The sequence below is a fragment of the Pseudomonas sp. FSL R10-1350 genome, from assembly GCF_009600525.1.
In the GTDB taxonomy this organism is placed as follows: Bacteria; Pseudomonadota; Gammaproteobacteria; order Pseudomonadales; family Pseudomonadaceae; genus Aquipseudomonas; species Aquipseudomonas helleri.
Map to the genome: position 1 here is coordinate 97,966 of NZ_WIVR01000004.1, position 18,071 is coordinate 116,036.

The 18,071-nt window shown below is 56.5% G+C and carries 18 protein-coding genes; 15 read left to right on the forward strand and 3 right to left on the reverse strand.

Annotated features, from left to right (window positions below; genetic code table 11):
• Positions 1 to 35 precede the first annotated feature (35 nt).
• Entirely contained in the window at positions 36 to 638 is a 603-nt protein-coding gene (locus tag GHO25_RS03380) for a peroxiredoxin (protein WP_048369421.1), read from the reverse strand.
• A gap of 223 nt (positions 639 to 861) precedes the next feature.
• Between GHO25_RS03380 and GHO25_RS03385 the strand changes: the two genes are divergently transcribed.
• Together GHO25_RS03385 and bfr are read left to right on the forward strand one after the other, a co-directional pair.
• Positions 862 to 1,080: a bacterioferritin-associated ferredoxin gene (locus GHO25_RS03385; RefSeq protein WP_048369420.1), complete on the forward strand. Its 219-nt coding sequence runs from the start codon at positions 862 to 864 to the stop codon at positions 1,078 to 1,080.
• A 199-nt stretch (positions 1,081 to 1,279) separates the two neighbouring features.
• Entirely contained in the window at positions 1,280 to 1,750 is a 471-nt protein-coding gene (gene bfr, locus GHO25_RS03390) for a bacterioferritin (protein WP_048369419.1), read from the forward strand.
• Positions 1,751 to 1,845: 95 nt separating this feature from the next.
• On the opposite strand, the gene grxD is transcribed toward bfr, so the two are convergent.
• The gene (gene grxD / locus GHO25_RS03395) at positions 1,846 to 2,187 is read right to left on the reverse strand and encodes a Grx4 family monothiol glutaredoxin (RefSeq protein WP_153389893.1); all 342 of its coding nucleotides are present in this window, start codon (positions 2,185 to 2,187) and stop codon (positions 1,846 to 1,848) included.
• Positions 2,188 to 2,614: 427 nt separating this feature from the next.
• On the opposite strand from grxD, the gene argF reads away from it, so the two are divergent.
• A complete protein-coding gene (gene argF / locus GHO25_RS03400) occupies positions 2,615 to 3,535 on the forward strand; it encodes an ornithine carbamoyltransferase (protein ID WP_048369850.1) in 921 nt (306 codons plus the stop codon).
• A complete protein-coding gene (locus tag GHO25_RS03405) occupies positions 3,532 to 4,641 on the forward strand; it encodes an ABC transporter ATP-binding protein (protein ID WP_153389894.1) in 1,110 nt (369 codons plus the stop codon). The genes argF and GHO25_RS03405 overlap by 4 nt, the downstream gene beginning before the upstream one ends.
• Before the next feature lie 67 nt (positions 4,642 to 4,708).
• Here GHO25_RS03405 and ybaK read toward each other — a convergent pair whose 3' ends face one another.
• Positions 4,709 to 5,179 carry a Cys-tRNA(Pro) deacylase gene (ybaK, locus tag GHO25_RS03410; protein ID WP_153327207.1) on the reverse strand — a complete coding sequence of 157 codons (471 nt, stop codon included), beginning with the start codon at positions 5,177 to 5,179 and terminating at the stop codon, positions 4,709 to 4,711.
• Between the two features lie 379 nt (positions 5,180 to 5,558).
• Here ybaK and GHO25_RS03415 point away from each other — a divergent pair, with 379 nt between their 5' ends.
• The 11 genes from GHO25_RS03415 (at position 5,559) to GHO25_RS03465 (ending at position 18,049) form a co-directional block, all read left to right on the forward strand.
• Positions 5,559 to 6,410, forward strand: a complete 852-nt coding sequence (locus tag GHO25_RS03415) for an MIP/aquaporin family protein (RefSeq protein WP_048369415.1) — start codon at positions 5,559 to 5,561, stop codon at positions 6,408 to 6,410.
• An 88-nt stretch (positions 6,411 to 6,498) separates the two neighbouring features.
• Positions 6,499 to 8,004, forward strand: coding sequence for a glycerol kinase GlpK (gene glpK / locus GHO25_RS03420; protein ID WP_048386009.1), 1,506 nt, complete (start codon positions 6,499 to 6,501; stop codon positions 8,002 to 8,004).
• Between the two features lie 161 nt (positions 8,005 to 8,165).
• Positions 8,166 to 8,921, forward strand: coding sequence for a DeoR/GlpR family transcriptional regulator (locus GHO25_RS03425; RefSeq protein WP_048369413.1), 756 nt, complete (start codon positions 8,166 to 8,168; stop codon positions 8,919 to 8,921).
• A 261-nt stretch (positions 8,922 to 9,182) separates the two neighbouring features.
• On the forward strand, positions 9,183 to 10,721 hold the full coding sequence (glpD, locus tag GHO25_RS03430) for a glycerol-3-phosphate dehydrogenase (RefSeq protein WP_153389895.1): 1,539 nt from the start codon (positions 9,183 to 9,185) through the stop codon (positions 10,719 to 10,721).
• A gap of 355 nt (positions 10,722 to 11,076) precedes the next feature.
• Positions 11,077 to 11,991, forward strand: a complete 915-nt coding sequence (locus tag GHO25_RS03435; RefSeq protein ID WP_048369411.1) for a glutamate/aspartate ABC transporter substrate-binding protein — start codon at positions 11,077 to 11,079, stop codon at positions 11,989 to 11,991.
• A gap of 187 nt (positions 11,992 to 12,178) precedes the next feature.
• Positions 12,179 to 12,925 carry an amino acid ABC transporter permease gene (locus tag GHO25_RS03440; protein ID WP_048386006.1) on the forward strand — a complete coding sequence of 249 codons (747 nt, stop codon included), beginning with the start codon at positions 12,179 to 12,181 and terminating at the stop codon, positions 12,923 to 12,925.
• Positions 12,925 to 13,599, forward strand: a complete 675-nt coding sequence (locus tag GHO25_RS03445; protein WP_048386004.1) for an amino acid ABC transporter permease — start codon at positions 12,925 to 12,927, stop codon at positions 13,597 to 13,599. Before GHO25_RS03440 ends, GHO25_RS03445 begins: the two co-directional genes overlap by 1 nt.
• Positions 13,596 to 14,330, forward strand: a complete 735-nt coding sequence (locus GHO25_RS03450; RefSeq protein WP_123751463.1) for an amino acid ABC transporter ATP-binding protein — start codon at positions 13,596 to 13,598, stop codon at positions 14,328 to 14,330. The genes GHO25_RS03445 and GHO25_RS03450 overlap by 4 nt, the downstream gene beginning before the upstream one ends.
• A 157-nt stretch (positions 14,331 to 14,487) precedes the next feature.
• Positions 14,488 to 16,392, forward strand: coding sequence for an ATP-binding protein (locus tag GHO25_RS03455; protein ID WP_048369407.1), 1,905 nt, complete (start codon positions 14,488 to 14,490; stop codon positions 16,390 to 16,392).
• The gene (locus tag GHO25_RS03460; RefSeq protein WP_048369406.1) at positions 16,389 to 17,714 is read left to right on the forward strand and encodes a sigma-54 dependent transcriptional regulator; all 1,326 of its coding nucleotides are present in this window, start codon (positions 16,389 to 16,391) and stop codon (positions 17,712 to 17,714) included. The genes GHO25_RS03455 and GHO25_RS03460 overlap by 4 nt, the downstream gene beginning before the upstream one ends.
• An 8-nt stretch (positions 17,715 to 17,722) precedes the next feature.
• Positions 17,723 to 18,049 (forward strand): GlpM family protein, encoded by a 327-nt coding sequence (locus GHO25_RS03465; RefSeq protein ID WP_174479326.1) that lies wholly within the window; start codon positions 17,723 to 17,725, stop codon positions 18,047 to 18,049.
• The last annotated feature ends 22 nt before the right edge of the window (positions 18,050 to 18,071 follow it).

Below are 18,071 nucleotides of genomic sequence, written 5' to 3' on the forward strand. Positions count from 1 at the left end.
ACCCAGGGTCCGGTTTTTTTATGCCGCCAAAAAGCTTACAGCTTGCCAGCATTCTCAGTCAGGTAAGCCGCAACGCCTTCAGTCGAAGCGGTCATGCCTTTGTCGCCTTTCTTCCAGTTAGCCGGGCATACTTCGCCGTGCTCTTCGTGGAATTGCAGTGCATCAACCAGACGCAGCAGCTCGTCCATGTTGCGACCCAGTGGCAGGTCGTTAACGATCTGGGAGCGAACAACGCCCTTGTCATCGATCAGGAATGCGCCGCGCAGTGCTACGCCGCCTTCAGTTTCAACGTCGTAGGCTTTGCAGATCGCGTGGTTGATGTCGGCAGCCATGGTGTATTTCACCTGGCCGATACCGCCATTGTTCACCGGGGTGTTGCGCCATGCGTTGTGAGTGAAATGGGAGTCGATAGAGACTGCAACCACTTCAACGTTACGCGCCTGGAACTCAGGAATACGGTGATCCAGAGCGATCAGTTCCGATGGGCAAACGAAGGTGAAGTCCAGTGGGTAGAAGAACACCAGGCCGTATTTGCCTTTGATAGCGGAGGACAGCGTGAAGCTATCAACGATTTCGCCATTGCCGAGTACGGCTGCGACGGTGAAGTCAGGGGCTTGTTTGCCTACGAGTACGCTCATTGGATATCTCCTGGGTGCGACGTGAAAAACGGGATCCGGCTGCAAAGCCCTTGAGAAACAACAGGCTTGCTACCCGATCACCGCGTAAAAAGAGCGGCATCATACACCGTTCGTCTGCACAACCTGAACAACCCCCCCACCGCGCCCTAATCTACTTTGACAATCATTCTCGTTAACATTAAGATCCGTTTCATTGAATCCCAACCAGCGATGGTTCTTATTTATGTACGTTTGCCTCTGCACTGGCGTTACTGACGGAAAAATCCGCGATGCAATCTACGAAGGTTGCTGCAGCTACCGAGAAGTGCGCGAAGCCACCGGCGTCGCCAGCCAATGCGGCAAATGTGCTTGCCTGGCCAAGCAAGTGGTTCGCGAAACCCTGACCTCGCTTCAAGCCAGCCAGGCAGCCTTGGGTTTTCCAGCAGAATTTTCTGCAGCGTAATTATCAAGTTTCTAATGAACCGGACTTAACGTCCGGTTTTTTTATGCCAAAAATTCAAGTACTTAGGGCCAAAACGCGGAACACAAACATTCTTATTCCGATTAATTTTCATTTATTATTCAAACACTTAGGTTTGACAGTCGTTAATACGCAGATCAAACTCTGCCTTATATACGGTTAACTAAGGCAGGCCCTCGCGATGAAAGGCGATATTTCAGTCATCCAGCACCTCAATAAAATCCTCGGTAACGAGCTGGTTGCGATCAACCAATACTTCTTGCATGCACGTATGTATCAAGATTGGGGCCTGGAAAAGTTAGGCAAACACGAATACAACGAATCCATCGACGAGATGAAGCACGCTGACAAGCTGATCAAGCGCATCCTGTTCCTGGAAGGCCTGCCGAACGTTCAAGACCTGGGCAAGCTGCACATTGGTGAACACACCAAGGAAATGCTTGAGTGCGACCTGCGCATTGAGCGTACCGGCCACGCTGATCTCAAAGCAGCCATCGCCCACTGCGAAGTTGTTGGCGACTTTGGTAGCCGTGAACTTCTGGAAGATATTCTGGAATCCGAAGAAGAACATATCGACTGGCTGGAAACTCAGTTGGGCCTGATCGATAAAATCGGTATTGAGAATTACCTGCAATCGCAGATGGGTGAGTAACTAACGCCCACAAAAAAGCCCCGCCCTGTTTATACAGAGGCGGGGCTTTTTTATGGGCTGCTACTTGATCACTCAAGTAGCAGCAACGTCAGCCATTAAGCTTCAGTTTTGGCCGCGGCTGCTTTCTCAACAGCTTCTTTGATAAGGGCCTGCAAAGAGCCGTCAGCAAACATTTCAGCCATGATGTCGCTACCACCAACCAGCTCACCGCCTACCCACAGTTGCGGGAAGGTCGGCCAGTTCGCGTATTTCGGCAGGTTGGCACGGATTTCAGGGTTCTGCAGGATGTCCACGTACGCGAACTTCTCACCGCAACCCATGACGGCCTGGGCCGCTTTAGCCGAAAAGCCACACTGCGGGGCATTCGGAGCGCCTTTCATGTAAAGCAGAACGGTATTGTTGGCAATCTGATCTTTGATAGTTTCGATGATATCCATGGAGCACCTCGGCTGAACTTTCCGACTCAGTTGTCGGCACGGTGGCGCATTGTAACGGAAAGCCGAGCATGACGCTCGGTCTCCCAGACAGACAATCGTCGCAACTTCATCTCACATTCCTGCTTTGCACACGTGGGCAGTAATGCCCCACGTTCACTCAGAATTGCAAAACAACCTGAGGGCAGTGTACAACTGGGCAGCTGAGGTGAGGCGAATCACTTAACCGTGGTTTCAGCCGCGTGCTCATGCAGCGCAAGACTCGCATAAACCTCAAAACGTGACCCATATTGGCAAGACGCGACATTTCCTTATAAGATCGCGCCTTCCCCTATTTCGTCGCCCCGTGCGGCTTTCGCCGCAGGTCTCGCCGTTTTTCCGAAAAACCCGGCTTTGAGTTCTGCGGTCGTTGCAAAGAAGGTAGTTAATGATGAGCGCAAGGCACTTTCTCTCCCTGATGGATTGCACGCCCGAAGAGCTAGTCAGCGTCATCCGTCGCGGTATCGAGCTAAAAGACCTGCGTGATCGCGGCGTTCTCTTCGAACCTTTGAAAAACCGCGTCCTGGGCATGATTTTCGAAAAGTCATCGACCCGCACCCGTCTGTCATTTGAAGCCGGCATGATCCAGCTGGGCGGCCAGGCTATTTTCCTGTCCCCTCGCGACACTCAATTGGGCCGCGGTGAGCCGATTGGCGACTGCGCAATTGTAATGTCGCGCATGCTCGACGCCGTGATGATCCGTACTTTTGGCCACAACACCCTGACCGAATTCGCCGCCAATTCGCGCGTCCCGGTAATCAACGGCCTGTCCGATGACCTGCACCCGTGCCAGTTGCTGGCCGACATGCAAACCTTCCTCGAACACCGTGGCTCGATCAAAGGCAAAACCGTGGCCTGGATCGGTGACGGCAACAACATGTGCAACAGCTATATAGAAGCGGCCATTCAGTTCGACTTCCACCTGCGCGTGGCCTGCCCTGAAGGCTACGAGCCGAACCCTGAGTTCGTGGCGCTGGCCGGCGATCGCGTGAGCATCGTGCGTGACCCGCGTGAAGCGGTGTTGGGCGCTCACCTGGTCAGCACGGACGTCTGGACCTCCATGGGCCAGGAAGAAGAAACCGCCAAACGCCTGAAGCTGTTTGCGCCATACCAGGTTGACCGCGCCCTGCTTGACCTGGCCGCCGAAGACGTCCTGTTCATGCACTGCTTGCCCGCTCACCGTGGTGAAGAAATCAGCCTCGACCTGCTGGACGACCCGCGCTCTGTAGCCTGGGACCAAGCGGAAAACCGTCTGCACGCGCAAAAAGCGTTGCTCGAGTTTCTGGTCAAACCTGCGTACCAACCCGCATGAGTCAGCCGCTATTGCTCAACCTGCGAGATCTGGCCTGTGGCTATCAAGGCCAGAGCGTCGTGCAGAACCTCAACCTGCACCTCAATGCCGGTGATATTGGCTGCCTGCTCGGCTCCTCGGGTTGCGGCAAAACCACAACGCTGCGGGCAATTGCCGGTTTTGAGCCGGTGCACCAAGGTGAAATCCAGCTCGCGGGCGAAGTTATCTCCAGTGCCGGTTTTACCTTGGCCCCGGAGAAACGTCGCATCGGCATGGTGTTTCAGGACTACGCCCTGTTCCCACATTTGAGCGTGGCCGACAACATTGCGTTTGGCATTCGCAAGCACCCGAACAAAGACCGCGTGATCGAGGAACTGCTGGAACTGGTCAATCTAAAAGACCTGGGCAAGCGCTTCCCGCACGAGCTTTCGGGTGGCCAACAGCAACGCGTTGCGCTCGCCCGGGCTTTGGCTCCTGAGCCCCAACTGCTGTTGCTGGACGAGCCCTTCTCGAACCTTGACGGTGAATTGCGCCGCAAGCTGAGCCATGAAGTGCGCGACATTCTTAAAGCGCGTGGCACCAGTGCCATTCTGGTGACCCACGATCAGGAAGAAGCCTTCGCCGTCAGTGATCATGTAGGGGTGTTTAAAGAGGGTCGTCTGGAGCAGTGGGATACCCCCTACAACCTCTACCACGAGCCGCTGACGCCATATGTAGCGAGCTTTATCGGCCAGGGCTATTTCATTCGTGGGCAATTGCTCAGCCCTGAGTCGGTACAGACCGAGTTGGGCGTATTGCGCGGCAACCGGGCTTATAGCTGGCCAACTGGCGGCGCTGTTGATGTCCTGCTGCGCCCGGATGACATCGTCTACGCCCCTGATAGCGCGCTTAAAGCCAAAATCATCGGCAAGACCTTCCTTGGCGCATCGACCCTGTACCGCTTGCAACTACCCACGGGCAGCCAGCTAGAGTCGATTTTCCCAAGCCATGCCGATCACGCACCCGGCTCGCAAGTCGGCATCCGGGTGGCGGCAGAACACTTGGTGATGTTTCAGGGCAGCGGCAGCACAGCGGCTCAGATCCCTCACTCGGAATCCGGCGTAAGGCGTTTCAGCACCGCTCAGTGATACGAATGGTTTGTCCCGCGATCTTTTGATAGTTAAAAGATCGCGAGACAAGCTAGCTCATACCTTTTTATTCCCGCCCGATCTCTGCAAACTTGGCCTGCGTGTGCTCAGCCAGCACGGCCGGAGCCAGCTCCACTTCCAGCCCGCGCCGTCCGGCGCTGACATAAATCGTCTCGAACGCCTTGGCGCTTTCATCAATAAACGTTCGCAGACGCTTCTTTTGCCCCAGCGGGCTGATCCCGCCCAACAGGTAACCCGTGGCACGTTGAGCGGCCGCAGGGTCAGCCATTTCGACTTTTTTGACCCCGGCCGCCTGCGCCAGTGCTTTAAGGTCAAGACTTCCGACGACCGGTACAACCGCAACCAATAACTCACTCTTTTCACTGCTGGCCAACAGCGTCTTGAACACTTGAGCCGGTTCAAGGTTGAGCTTTTCTGCTGCCTCCAGCCCGTAGGACGCGGCCTTGGGGTCATGCTCGTAGCTGTGTACTCGATGTTCGGCGCGAACTTTTTTCAGCAGGTCCAATGCAGGCGTCATGACAGCCCCTGTGGTCAATTGACTAAAGAATCCAGGGCCGGATTTTAGGCCATTAGCCGATAAAAAACGCGCTGGAACGGGCTTCACGGCGCTATTTAGCGCTGAAACGTTACACCCTTGCCTGCCAATGTGTATTTTTTTCTTACATAAAACCAGCACCAAAAACTCATGTGAAAGTCAGAATGTGGCGCATCGTTCACTTTCGACCTTTGACAGCAGTGTTTGTTGTCTATATTTTTCGATTCTGAACATACCGCCTATTACCTATGTTCTGTTACCGACCCATGAATTTCCAAAAAAACGGCATCTGTTTTTTCTGTACCGCTGCACTGCCACCCCTGACTAACGACGTCAAAAAACAACAAAAAAGAGGTTTCAAATGACGACTGCAACGCAGCACCCCAAGCTTTCAGGTCAGTGCCTCGCCGAATTTCTCGGCACTGCACTGCTCATATTTTTCGGTACAGGATGCGTTGCGGCTCTCAAGGTCGCGGGCGCCAGCTTTGGCTTATGGGAAATCAGCATCATCTGGGGCATTGGCGTCAGCATGGCGATTTACCTGACAGCCGGGGTTTCCGGTGCACATCTGAATCCGGCGGTCAGCATTGCGCTGTGCCTGTTTACCGATTTTGATAAACGTAAACTGCCGTTCTACATCCTTGCTCAAGTGGCCGGTGCCTTTTGTGCGGCGGCGTTGGTTTATACGCTCTACAGCAATTTGTTCTTCGATTATGAACAAGCGCACAACATGGTTCGCGGCAGCCAGGCCAGCCTCGAATTAGCCTCGGTCTTCTCGACTTACCCGCACCCGGCGCTCTCCACGTTGCAAGCCTTCCTCGTTGAAGTGGTGATCACCGCCATCCTCATGGGCGTGATCATGGCCCTCACCGACGACAAGAATGGCCTGCCACGCGGTCCGCTGGCGCCACTGCTGATTGGTCTGTTGATTGCCGTGATCGGCAGCTCGATGGGCCCGCTGACCGGCTTTGCGATGAACCCGGCGCGTGACTTCGGACCTAAACTGATGACTTTCTTTGCTGGTTGGGGCGAAATTTCCTTCACGGGTGGCCGCGATATTCCTTATTTCCTGATTCCAATTTTTGCACCCATCGTCGGTGCCTGCCTCGGCGCGGCCATTTATCGCGGGCTGATTGCCCGTCACTTGCCCCAGCCAGAGTCCGCACCTGCGCACGCTCCAGCGGTCGCCGAGGTTAAAACCCAAGCGTCCTGATATCGACTTATGAAACGGGGCGCATGAGACTACTGCCCGTAACCTGCTCGCGCCCGGAAACCATTACTTCATTCTGCAAGGCAACCCCATGACCGACATTCAGAATAAGAACTACATCATTGCGCTGGACCAAGGCACTACCAGTTCGCGAGCGATCATTTTTGATCGTGACGCCAATGTGGTCTGCACCGCGCAACGCGAGTTTCAACAGCATTACCCGCAAGCCGGCTGGGTTGAACATGACCCGATGGAAATCTTCGCCACCCAGAGCGCGGTCATGGTCGAAGCGCTGGCCCAGGCCGGTCTGCACCACGACCAGGTAGCGGCAATCGGCATCACCAACCAGCGTGAAACCACGGTGGTGTGGGACAAGATCAGCGGTCGCCCGATCTACAACGCCATCGTCTGGCAATGCCGTCGCAGCACTGAAATCTGCGAACAGCTCAAGCGCGGTGGTCATGAACAGTACATCCGCGAAACCACCGGCCTGGTGACTGACCCCTACTTCTCCGGCACCAAGCTCAAGTGGATCCTCGACAACGTCGAAGGCAGCCGTGAGCGCGCGCGCAAGGGCGAATTGCTGTTCGGCACCGTCGACAGCTGGCTGATCTGGAAATTTACCGGCGGCAAAACCCACGTCACCGACTACACCAACGCCTCGCGCACCATGCTCTTCAACATCCACACCCTGGAGTGGGATGCCAAGATGCTGGATGTGCTGGATATCCCGCGCGAAATGCTCCCAGAGGTTAAATCCTCTTCCGAAATCTATGGCCGCACCAAAAGCGGCATCGCCATCGGCGGGATTGCCGGTGACCAGCAAGCCGCGTTGTTTGGCCAGATGTGCGTCGAGCCGGGCCAGGCCAAAAACACCTACGGCACCGGCTGCTTCCTGCTGATGAACACCGGCACCAACGCGGTTCAGTCCACCCACGGTATGCTGACCACCATCGCTTGCGGCCCACGCGGCGAAGTGGCTTACGCGCTGGAAGGTGCGGTCTTCAACGGCGGCTCGACAGTGCAGTGGCTGCGCGACGAGCTGAAAATCATCAACGATGCACACGACACCGAATACTTTGCCAACAAGGTAAAAGACAGCAATGGCGTGTATCTGGTACCTGCGTTCACCGGTTTGGGCGCGCCTTACTGGGACCCGTATGCCCGTGGCGCATTGTTCGGCCTGACCCGTGGCGTACGGGTAGACCACATTATTCGTGCAGCCCTTGAGTCGATTGCCTACCAGACCCGCGACGTACTCGACGCCATGCAGCAGGACTCGGGCGAACGCCTGAAAGCCTTGCGCGTTGACGGTGGCGCGGTGGCCAACAACTTCTTGATGCAATTTCAGGCTGACATCCTCGGCACCATGGTCGAACGCCCGCAAATGCGCGAAACCACAGCCTTGGGCGCCGCCTACCTGGCTGGTCTGGCTTGCGGTTTCTGGGGCAGCCTGGATGAATTGCGCAGCAAAGCGGTGATCGAGCGCGAATTCGAACCTCAGCTTGAAGAAGCGAGCAAAGAGAAGCTCTACGCTGGCTGGAAAAAGGCCGTAGAGCGTACACGCGACTGGGAACCCCACGAAGAAAGCAACTAAGCCAGCACGTAAGCCAGCACGGCTCAATTGCCGGTAAAACACCCAACGGGCGCCCTTCGCGCCCGTTGTCATATCTGTATTCATGGCACCTGTGTGTAGCAGGTCGGGGCCTTCCTGCGGCATCATGAGCGACTTTTGCTTCGCCGCCCAAAGGAAACTCCATGAATCTGCCTCCACGCCAACAGCAGATCCTCGAACTCGTTCGCGAGCGCGGCTATGTCAGCATCGAGGAAATGGCTCAGTTGTTCGTTGTTACACCGCAGACTATCCGCCGCGACATCAACCAGTTGGCCGAGGCCGATTTGCTGCGTCGTTATCACGGTGGCGCGGCCTACGACTCCAGCGTTGAAAACACGGCCTACGCCATGCGCGCCGACCAGATGCGCGATGAAAAACGCCGTATCGGTGAAGCTATCGCCGCCCAGATTCCTGACCACGCCTCGATTTTCATCAACATCGGCACCACCACCGAGTCGATTGCCCGGGCGCTGCTCAACCATAACCACCTGAAAATCATCACCAACAACCTGCACGTTGCCTCAATCCTCAGCGCCAAAGACGACTTTGAAGTGCTGATAGCCGGTGGCAATGTGCGCCGCGACGGCGGCATCGTAGGCCAGGCCAGCGTCGACTTTATTAATCAGTTCAAATTCGATTTCGCCCTGATCGGCATCAGCGGTATTGATTCGGATGGCAGCTTGCTGGATTTCGACTACCAGGAAGTGCGCGTCTCTCAGGCCATTATCTCCAACGCCCGACAAGTGATTCTGGCGGCGGACTCCAGCAAATTCGGCCGTAATGCCATGGTACGACTGGGCCCGATCAGCTTGATTGACTGCCTGGTGACCGACCAGCACCCCGTGCCTGAACTGACCCAATTGCTGGCACAGAACAAAATCCGCCTCGAAGTGGTTTAAGCCACACCAAGCCCCCACTGTAGGAGCTGCCGAAGGCTGCGATCTTTTAATACCACTTCAAAAGATCGCAGCTTTCGTGCCTCAGCAGCTCCTACAGCGCCCTGCGACACTCTAAATGTTCGAAAATCTTCCTTTCAACGCTCTTCGATGAGTTTTTTCAATCGAAGTAAGCTGGCTGTGCGCGTCTTTATCCGCTAACATTTTCGAAAATGAACATTAATGTTCGAATTCAAATATGCGTGAACAACGCGAGGCCCCGACATGCCCTTGACCACCTTGCCTGCCACCCCCCTCTCAGAGGTATACGACGTTGCCGTGATTGGCGGCGGGATCAACGGTGTCGGCATTGCGGCTGACGCTGCAGGGCGCGGCCTGTCGGTATTCCTGTGCGAAAAAGACGACTTGGCCAGCCATACCTCGTCTGCCAGCAGCAAGCTGATTCACGGCGGCCTGCGCTACCTTGAACATTACGAGTTCCGCTTGGTGCGCGAAGCCCTGGCCGAGCGTGAAGTGTTGCTGGCCAAAGCCCCGCACATCGTCAAACCCATGCGCTTTGTATTACCGCATCGCCCGCACCTGCGTCCGGCGTGGATGATTCGTGCGGGTCTTTTTCTATACGACAACTTGGGCAAACGCGAAAAACTCGCCGGCTCTGTGAGCCTCAAGTTTGGCGCTGACAGCCCGCTCAAGCCTGAGATCACTAAAGGCTTCGAATACTCCGATTGCTGGGTCGACGACGCCCGCCTTGTCGTACTCAATGCCATGTCTGCGCGCGAAAACGGCGCTCACATCCACACCCAGACTCGCTGCGTCGGCGCGCAACGTAGTAAAGGCCTGTGGGAATTGAACTTTGAGCGCGCTGACGGCAGCCTGTTTTCGATTCGCGCCAAAGCCTTGGTAAACGCTGCCGGCCCTTGGGTTGCCAAGTTTATTAAAGAGGATCTGAAACTGGACTCGCCGTACGGTATCCGCCTGATTCAAGGCAGCCACCTGATCGTGCCTAAACTGTATGACGCGCCTAACGCGTTTATTTTGCAGAACGAAGACCAGCGGATCGTATTCACCATTCCGTACCTGGACCAGTTCACCATCATTGGCACCACAGACCGCGAATACACGGGCGACCCGGCCAAGGTCAGCATCACCGAGGCAGAAACCGATTACCTGTTGAACGTGGTCAACTCGCACTTCAAGCAGCAACTGAGCCGTGACGACATTCTGCGCACCTACTCGGGCGTACGCCCACTGTGCAATGACGAGTCGGACAACCCGTCAGCGGTAACCCGCGATTACACCTTGTCTCTGTCAGGCGCTTCGGGCGAAGCCCCGCTGCTGTCCGTGTTCGGTGGCAAGTTGACCACCTACCGCAAACTGGCCGAGTCAGCCATGGCGCAACTGACACCGTTCTTCACCCAGATCAAACCGAGCTGGACGGCCACAGCGACCTTGCCGGGCGGCGAAGACATGACCACGCCTCAAGCCCTGAGCGCGGCTCTGATCAGCAAACATAACTGGCTGGACGCGGCCATTGCCAAACGCTGGGCAATTACCTATGGCAGCCGCTCCTGGCAGTTGCTGGACGGCGTGCAAAGCTTGAGCGAGATGGGTGAGCACATCGGCAGCGGCCTCTATAGCCGCGAGGTGGACTACCTGTGCCGCCAGGAATGGGCACTGGATGCGCAGGACATCCTGTGGCGCCGGACCAAATTGGGCCTGTTCACCACTGCCGCCGAGCAAGAGAGCCTGGCGCACTACATGGCCAGCCTGAACCTCAAGCAGCGCAAGGTTGAAGCGGCTTAACCCCTTCACGTATGAGTGCGCCATTGCAGGTGTAAACCCCGCGATCTTTTAAACATAGAAAGATCGCGGTGTTGCATCTCCCCCACCGATAAGCGGTATTTCCTCATTCGGTTTTCCGAACGCTTATCGCCCTGCTATTCGGCTTTCCGGGCGCAACGCCCTCCAACCCCCACCTAGAAAAACTTTAAAACCTATGTAAATCAATAGGTTGAAGTTTAATTCCGTCTCTGGCATGACTCATGCTCTACACTCAGGGCCGAATGCGAAAACAGCGTTTAATCTGTTTAGCGTTTCGAAGTATCTAAAGGGCTCGTGAACGGGCTCAAATAAAAAAAACAATGTCGAGGAAAAATCGATGCGCATCGTTCCGCAACTTTTGAGTGCAGCCATTGCTGTAGCTCTGATTAGCACTCCAGTATTCGCCGCTGAACTGACCGGCACACTGAAGAAAATCAAAGAATCCGGCACCATCACCCTTGGGCATCGTGACTCCTCCATCCCGTTTTCTTACATCGCTGACGCATCAGGCAAGCCGGTTGGCTATTCCCACGATGTGCAACTGGCAATCGTTGAAGCGCTGAAAAAAGACCTGGACATGCCTGACCTTAAGGTCAAGTACAACCTGGTCACCTCCCAGACCCGTATCCCGCTGGTACAAAACGGTACCGTTGACGTTGAATGTGGCTCCACCACCAACAACGCCGAACGCGCTCAACAAGTGGATTTCTCGGTCGGCATCTTCGAAATCGGTACCCGTCTGCTGTCCAAAAAGGACTCGCAGTACAAAGATTTCGCTGACCTGAAAGGCAAAAACGTCGTCACCACCGCCGGTACTACCTCCGAGCGTATCCTCAAGGCCATGAACGCTGACAAGCAGATGGGCATGAACGTGATCTCGGCGAAAGACCACGGCGAAGCCTTCAACATGCTCGAGTCGGGCCGTGCGGTTGCCTTCATGATGGACGACGCCCTGCTGGCCGGTGAAATGGCCAAAGCCAAGAAGCCGGATGACTGGGCCGTAACAGGTACACCACAGTCGTACGAAATCTACGGCTGCATGGTGCGCAAAGGCGACCCGGACTTCAAAAAGGCTGTAGATGACGCCATTGTTGCTTACTACAAGTCGGGCAAAGTTAACGATTCCTACAAGACGTGGTTCCAGTCCCCTATCCCGCCAAAAGGTCTGAACCTCCAGTTCCCGATGAGCGACCAACTTAAAGCCCTGATCGCCACTCCAAATGACAAGCCTGCGCCTGACGTCAAAATCTGATTTTTGACCAGCCCCCGAGCGTGAATGACTCCGCTCGGGCGCTTTTATCACCTGCGGTACTAGCCATAAGTAAGCACTCGAACCGCTGGTTGTCGAGCGGGACGCGTGTGCCCGACTGCACTGTCGGAGAGAACGGATTCCCTGAAGCAAGTGCTTGTCTATAGACCCATCTGAGGGGAGACCCTGAATGAATTACAACTGGGACTGGAGCGTATTCTTCAAGTCCACCGGCGTAGGCAGCGAGACGTATCTCGACTGGTTTATTACCGGACTGGGCTGGACCATCGCGATCGCTGTTGTCGCCTGGATTGTTGCGCTGATACTGGGTTCGCTGCTGGGCGTGATGCGCACCTTACCGAACCGTTTTATCGCGGGTATCGCCACGGTTTACGTGGAAATTTTCCGAAATGTACCCCTGCTGGTACAGCTGTTCATGTGGTACTTCCTGGTACCCGATCTGCTGCCGCAAAACCTGCAGGACTGGTACAAGCAAGACCTCAGCCCGACGACCTCGGCCTACCTGAGCGTAGTGGTGTGTCTGGGTCTGTTTACCGCCGCACGGGTGTGCGAACAAGTGCGTACCGGTATTGAAGCCTTGCCGCGCGGCCAGGAGTCGGCTGCCCGTGCCATGGGTTTCAGCCTGTCGCAAATCTACTGGAACGTGCTGCTGCCCCAGGCTTACCGCATCATCATTCCGCCGCTCACCTCTGAGTTCCTCAACGTGTTCAAGAACTCCTCGGTGGCGTCCCTGATCGGTTTGATGGAGCTGCTGGCGCAAACCAAACAGACGGCCGAGTTCTCCGCCAACCTGTTTGAAGCCTTCACCCTGGCCACGCTGATCTACTTCACCCTGAACATGAGCCTGATGTTGCTGATGCGCCTGATCGAGAAGAAAGTCGCCGTACCCGGTCTGATGTCTTTGGGGGGTAAATAATGGACTTCTTCGATTTCAGCGGTATTGTTCCAGCCCTGCCGGGCCTGTGGAACGGCATGATCATGACCTTGAAGCTGATGGTGCTCGGGGTTATCGGTGGTGTTGCACTCGGCACCGTGCTGGCATTGATGCGTTTGTCGTCCAGCAAGTGGATGGCCAATCTGGCCGGCGCTTATGTGAACTACTTCCGCTCGATCCCGCTGCTGCTGGTGATTACCTGGTTCTACCTGGCCGTGCCGTTCGTGCTGCGCTGGATCACCGGCAAAGACACGCCAATCGGTGCTTTCGAGTCGTGCATGGTGGCTTTCGTCATGTTCGAAGCCGCTTACTTTTGCGAAATCGTACGGGCCGGTGTGCAGTCGATCCCAAAAGGCCAGATGGGCGCAGCCAAAGCGTTGGGCATGAGCTACGGCCAGGCCATGCGCCTGATCATCCTGCCTCAGGCGTTTCGCAAGATGACCCCGTTGCTGTTGCAGCAAAGCATCATTTTGTTCCAGGACACCTCACTGGTTTACACCGTGGGCCTGGTTGATTTCCTCAATGCTTCGCGTTCCAGTGGCGATATCATCGGCCGCTCCAACGAATTCCTGATTTTCGCCGGTCTGGTGTATTTCATCATCAGCTTTTCCGCCTCGCTGCTGGTCAAGCGTCTGCAAAAAAGGTTTGCCGTATGATCTCGATCAAGAACATCAACAAGTGGTACGGGGACTTCCAGGTACTGACCGATTGCAGTACCGAAGTCAAAAAAGGCGAAGTGGTTGTGGTCTGCGGCCCGTCGGGCTCGGGCAAATCGACCTTGATCAAGTGCGTCAACGCCCTTGAACCGTTCCAGAAAGGCGACATCGTGGTTGACGGCACATCGATTGCCGACCCGAAGACCAACCTGCCAAAACTGCGTTCGCGCGTGGGCATGGTGTTCCAGCATTTCGAACTGTTCCCGCACATGACCATCACCGAAAACCTGACCATTGCGCAGGTCAAGGTACTGGGCCGCAGCAAGGCAGAAGCCACCAAAAAAGGCCTAGAACTGCTGGAGCGCGTGGGTTTGTCGGCCCATGCCCACAAGCACCCTGGCCAGTTGTCTGGCGGTCAGCAGCAGCGTGTAGCGATTGCCCGCGCCTTGGCCATGGACCCGATCGTCATGCTGTTCGACGAACCGACCTCGGCACTCGACCCTGAAATGGTGAACGAAGTGCTCGACGTGATGGTGCAACTGGCCCACGAAGGCATGACCATGATGTGCGTGACCCACGAAATGGGTTTTGCACGCAAGGTGGCCAACCGGGTGATCTTTATGGACCAGGGCAAAATCGTCGAAGACTGTGAGAAAGAAGAGTTCTTCGGTGATGTAAGCGCCCGTTCCGAGCGTGCCCAGCACTTCCTCGCCAAAATCCTGCAGCACTAAATAACGCGACTGTAGTCGCTGCCGAAGGCTGCGATAAGGGCCGAAGGACCTTCGCTTTCAATAGAGCCGGGGCTGCGATGCAGCCCATCGCAGCCTACGGCAGCGACTACATGTCCGTAATACATTAGTGCGCAGTGGTTGACCCAAGGCATCTGTGATGAAATGCGACCCCAACCTTTATCGCGGTGCCCCGCCCTCACTTGCCGTGAAACCACGTCTGCTTCGTCACTTGCTGCTGCCGCCGCTGATTATCCTGATGATGATCGGGTTAGGTTATGCGGGTTACCGCATCAGTGAACATTTTGGCATCACCACCCTGAGCGAAAGCGGCGAGCGTCAGCTTGAACTGCACGCGCGCACGGTCGAAAGCGAACTCAGCAAATACACTTACCTGCCCAGCCTGCTAGAGCTGGAGTCCAGTGTGTCGTCATTACTGGCTGACCCGAGCGTGCAAAACCGGGTCGCCGTCAATCAATACCTAGAAGGCTTGAACCGCCGCAGCCGCAGCCGGGCCATTTACGTGCTCGACACCACCGGCCGGGTCGTCGCCACCAGTAACTGGCGGGATGTCGACAGTTACCTGGGCGAGGACTTGTCTTTCCGCGCCTATTTTCAGGACGCGGTACGTGGCCAGCCCGGGCGTTTCTATGGCATTGGCAGCACCACGGGCGAGCCGGGTTATTACCTGGCCCATGGCCTGGAAGAACAAGGCAAGATCATTGGCGTCGCGGTGATCAAAGTGCGCCTCGAAGCCCTGGAAGAACGCTGGCAACGCGCGCGCCTTGAAGCCTACGTGAGCGATGAAAACGGCATCATTATCCTGTCCAGCGATCCAAGCCGGCGGCTCAAGTCGGTACGCCCGCTGACTGCAGACATCAAAGAGAAGCTGGCCCGCAGCCTTCAGTATTACTGGTGGCCGTTGATCGAACTCGAACCCCTTGAGCGCGAGCGACTGGGCGACGGCGTTGAAAAAGTCACCTTTACCGCCAACAGCGAAGTGGTGACCGACGACAAAGAAGTCAGCTATCTGGCACAAACCCGCAGGCTTAACGACACGCCGTGGGACATCACCCTGCTGACGCCCTTGCAGGACCTGCGCCGTGAAGCTGCCAACCAGGGCATGCTGCTGGCAGGTGCGTTTGCGCTGCTGGCGTTTCTGCTGATTGCCTGGAATGAACGGCGCAAAGTCATCGCCACCCGGCTGGCAGCCCGTGAGGCCTTGCAAGAGGCCAATAGCCAGCTAGAACGCAAAATCACTGAGCGCACTGCCCACTTGCGCGCCAGCAACGAACGCCTCAAAGGCCAGATTCGTGAGCGGCGCCAGGCCGAAGAAACCCTGCGCCGTGCCCAGGACGAACTGGTGCAGGCCGGAAAACTGGCGGCCATCGGGCAAATGTCCACCAGCATTGCCCACGAACTGAACCAGCCTCTGGCGGCCCTGCGCACCCTGTCCGGCAATACCGTGCGCTTTTTGGAGCGCGGCGACCTGACCGTTGCAGCCAACAACCTCAGCACCATTAATAACCTGGTCGATCGCATGGGCCGCATCACCGCCAACCTGCGCTCGTTTGCCCGACGCGGCGACGATCATGGCCAGGCCAACCTGAACAAAGCGGTCGAAGCCGTGCTGCAACTGCTCGCCAGCCGTCTTGAAGGCTCCGGCATTGAACTGCAACGACACTTCAGCGATGCCGACCTCAAGATCGATCAAACCCGGCTTGAGCAGATCCTGCTCAACTTGATCGGCAACGCCCTCGACGCCCTGCAAGAGCAGCCAACAGCCCCGCAGCTGTGGCTTGAGGGCGAACACATCGACGGCAAATACCGCCTGCGTGTACGCGACAACGGCCCGGGTATTGACCTGGAAAACCGTAAGCATCTGTTTGAACCGTTTTTCACCACCAAACCCGGCGAACAAGGCTTGGGCCTTGGCTTGACGCTGTCTGCCAGCCTCGCCGCAGCAGCGGGCGGTAACCTCAGTGTCGAGTTTCCGCAGGCCGGTGGTGTTGCGTTTGTCCTCCTTTTACCGCTGGTGCAACCCGCTAAGGCCGAGCCGATATGAACCACGAGCTGACCGTCCTGATTGTTGAAGACGACCCTCACGTACTCTTGGGATGCCAACAGGCGCTCGCGCTGGAAGACATTCACAGCGAAGGCGTCAGCAGCGCCGAACAGGCGCTGGAACGGGTGGGTGATAACTTCCCCGGCATCGTCATCAGTGACATTCGCTTACCGGGCATCGATGGCCTGGAACTGCTCAAACGCCTCAAGGCCCGCGATCGCAGCCTGCCGGTGGTGTTGATAACCGGGCATGGCGATATTTCCATTGCCGTGGGCGCAATGCGCGACGGCGCCTATGACTTTATGGAGAAGCCGTTTTCCCCGGAACGGCTGGTCGATGTCGCACGCAGAGCGCTGGAGCAACGCAGCCTGGCCCGTGAAGTGTGGTCGCTGCGCCGGCAACTGGCCGAGCGCGACTCGCTTGAGGGGCGCATCATCGGCCGCTCCCCGGCCATGCAGCAATTGCGCGAATTGATCGCCAACGTCGCCGATACGTCAGCCAACGTGCTGATTGAGGGCGAAACCGGCACCGGCAAAGAACTGGTCGCCCGTTGCCTGCATGACTTCAGCCGCCGCCAGCCCCAGCAATTTGTCGCGCTCAACTGCGGCGGGCTCCCGGAAAACCTGTTTGAAAGCGAAATCTTCGGTCACGAAGCCAATGCCTTTACCGGCGCCGGTAAACGCCGGATTGGCAAAATCGAACACGCTAATGGCGGCACACTGTTTCTCGACGAAGTTGAAAGCATGCCGCTCAACCTGCAAATCAAATTGCTGCGGGTGTTGCAGGAGCGAACCCTGGAACGTCTGGGCTCGAACCAGAGCATCGACGTCGATTGCCGGGTCATTGCCGCGACCAAGTCCGACCTTGATCAACTGGGCAAAGCCGGCCAATTTCGCAGCGACCTGTATTACCGCTTGAACGTGGTCACCCTCGAACTGCCGCCCTTGCGTGAGCGTCGCGAAGATATCCTGCAACTGTTCGAATATTTCCTCCAGCAGTCGTCCCTGCGTTTCGACCGCACCGCACCAGAGCTGGACAATCAAACCTTGTCCAACCTCATGAGCCATGATTGGCCGGGTAACGTGCGCGAACTGCGCAACGTGGCCGAGCGCTTTGCCCTGGGCCTGCCCGCGTTTAAAAAGCCCGGCAGCAATGCCTCGCAAGGGTTGGGCTTTTCAGAGGCCGTCGAAGCCTTCGAACGGACCTTGCTCAGCGATGCCTTGCAACGCAGCGGTGGCAACTTGACGCAAGCCAGCCAGGAACTGGGCATGGCCAAAACCACGTTATTCGACAAAGTTAAAAAATACGGGCTCGCACACTGATGGATTTGATTCTAAAAGCGGCGTTGGGGGCAGCGGTCGTCATCATCCTGGCGATCCTGGCCAAAACCAAAAACTACTACATTGCAGGGCTGGTGCCGCTGTTCCCGACCTTCGCCTTGATCGCCCACTACATCGTCGGTAAAGGGCGCTCGGTAGACGACCTGAAGACCACCATTGTGTTCGGCATGTGGTCGATCATCCCCTACTTCGTTTACCTGGCCGCGTTGTACGTGCTGGTCGACCGATTGCGTCTTGAAGCTTCGCTGGCGCTGGCAGCAGTGGCCTGGCTGATGGCTGCCACTGTGCTGGTGAGCGTTTGGGTACGGTTGCACTGACACCCTCTCTCGCGATTTTTAA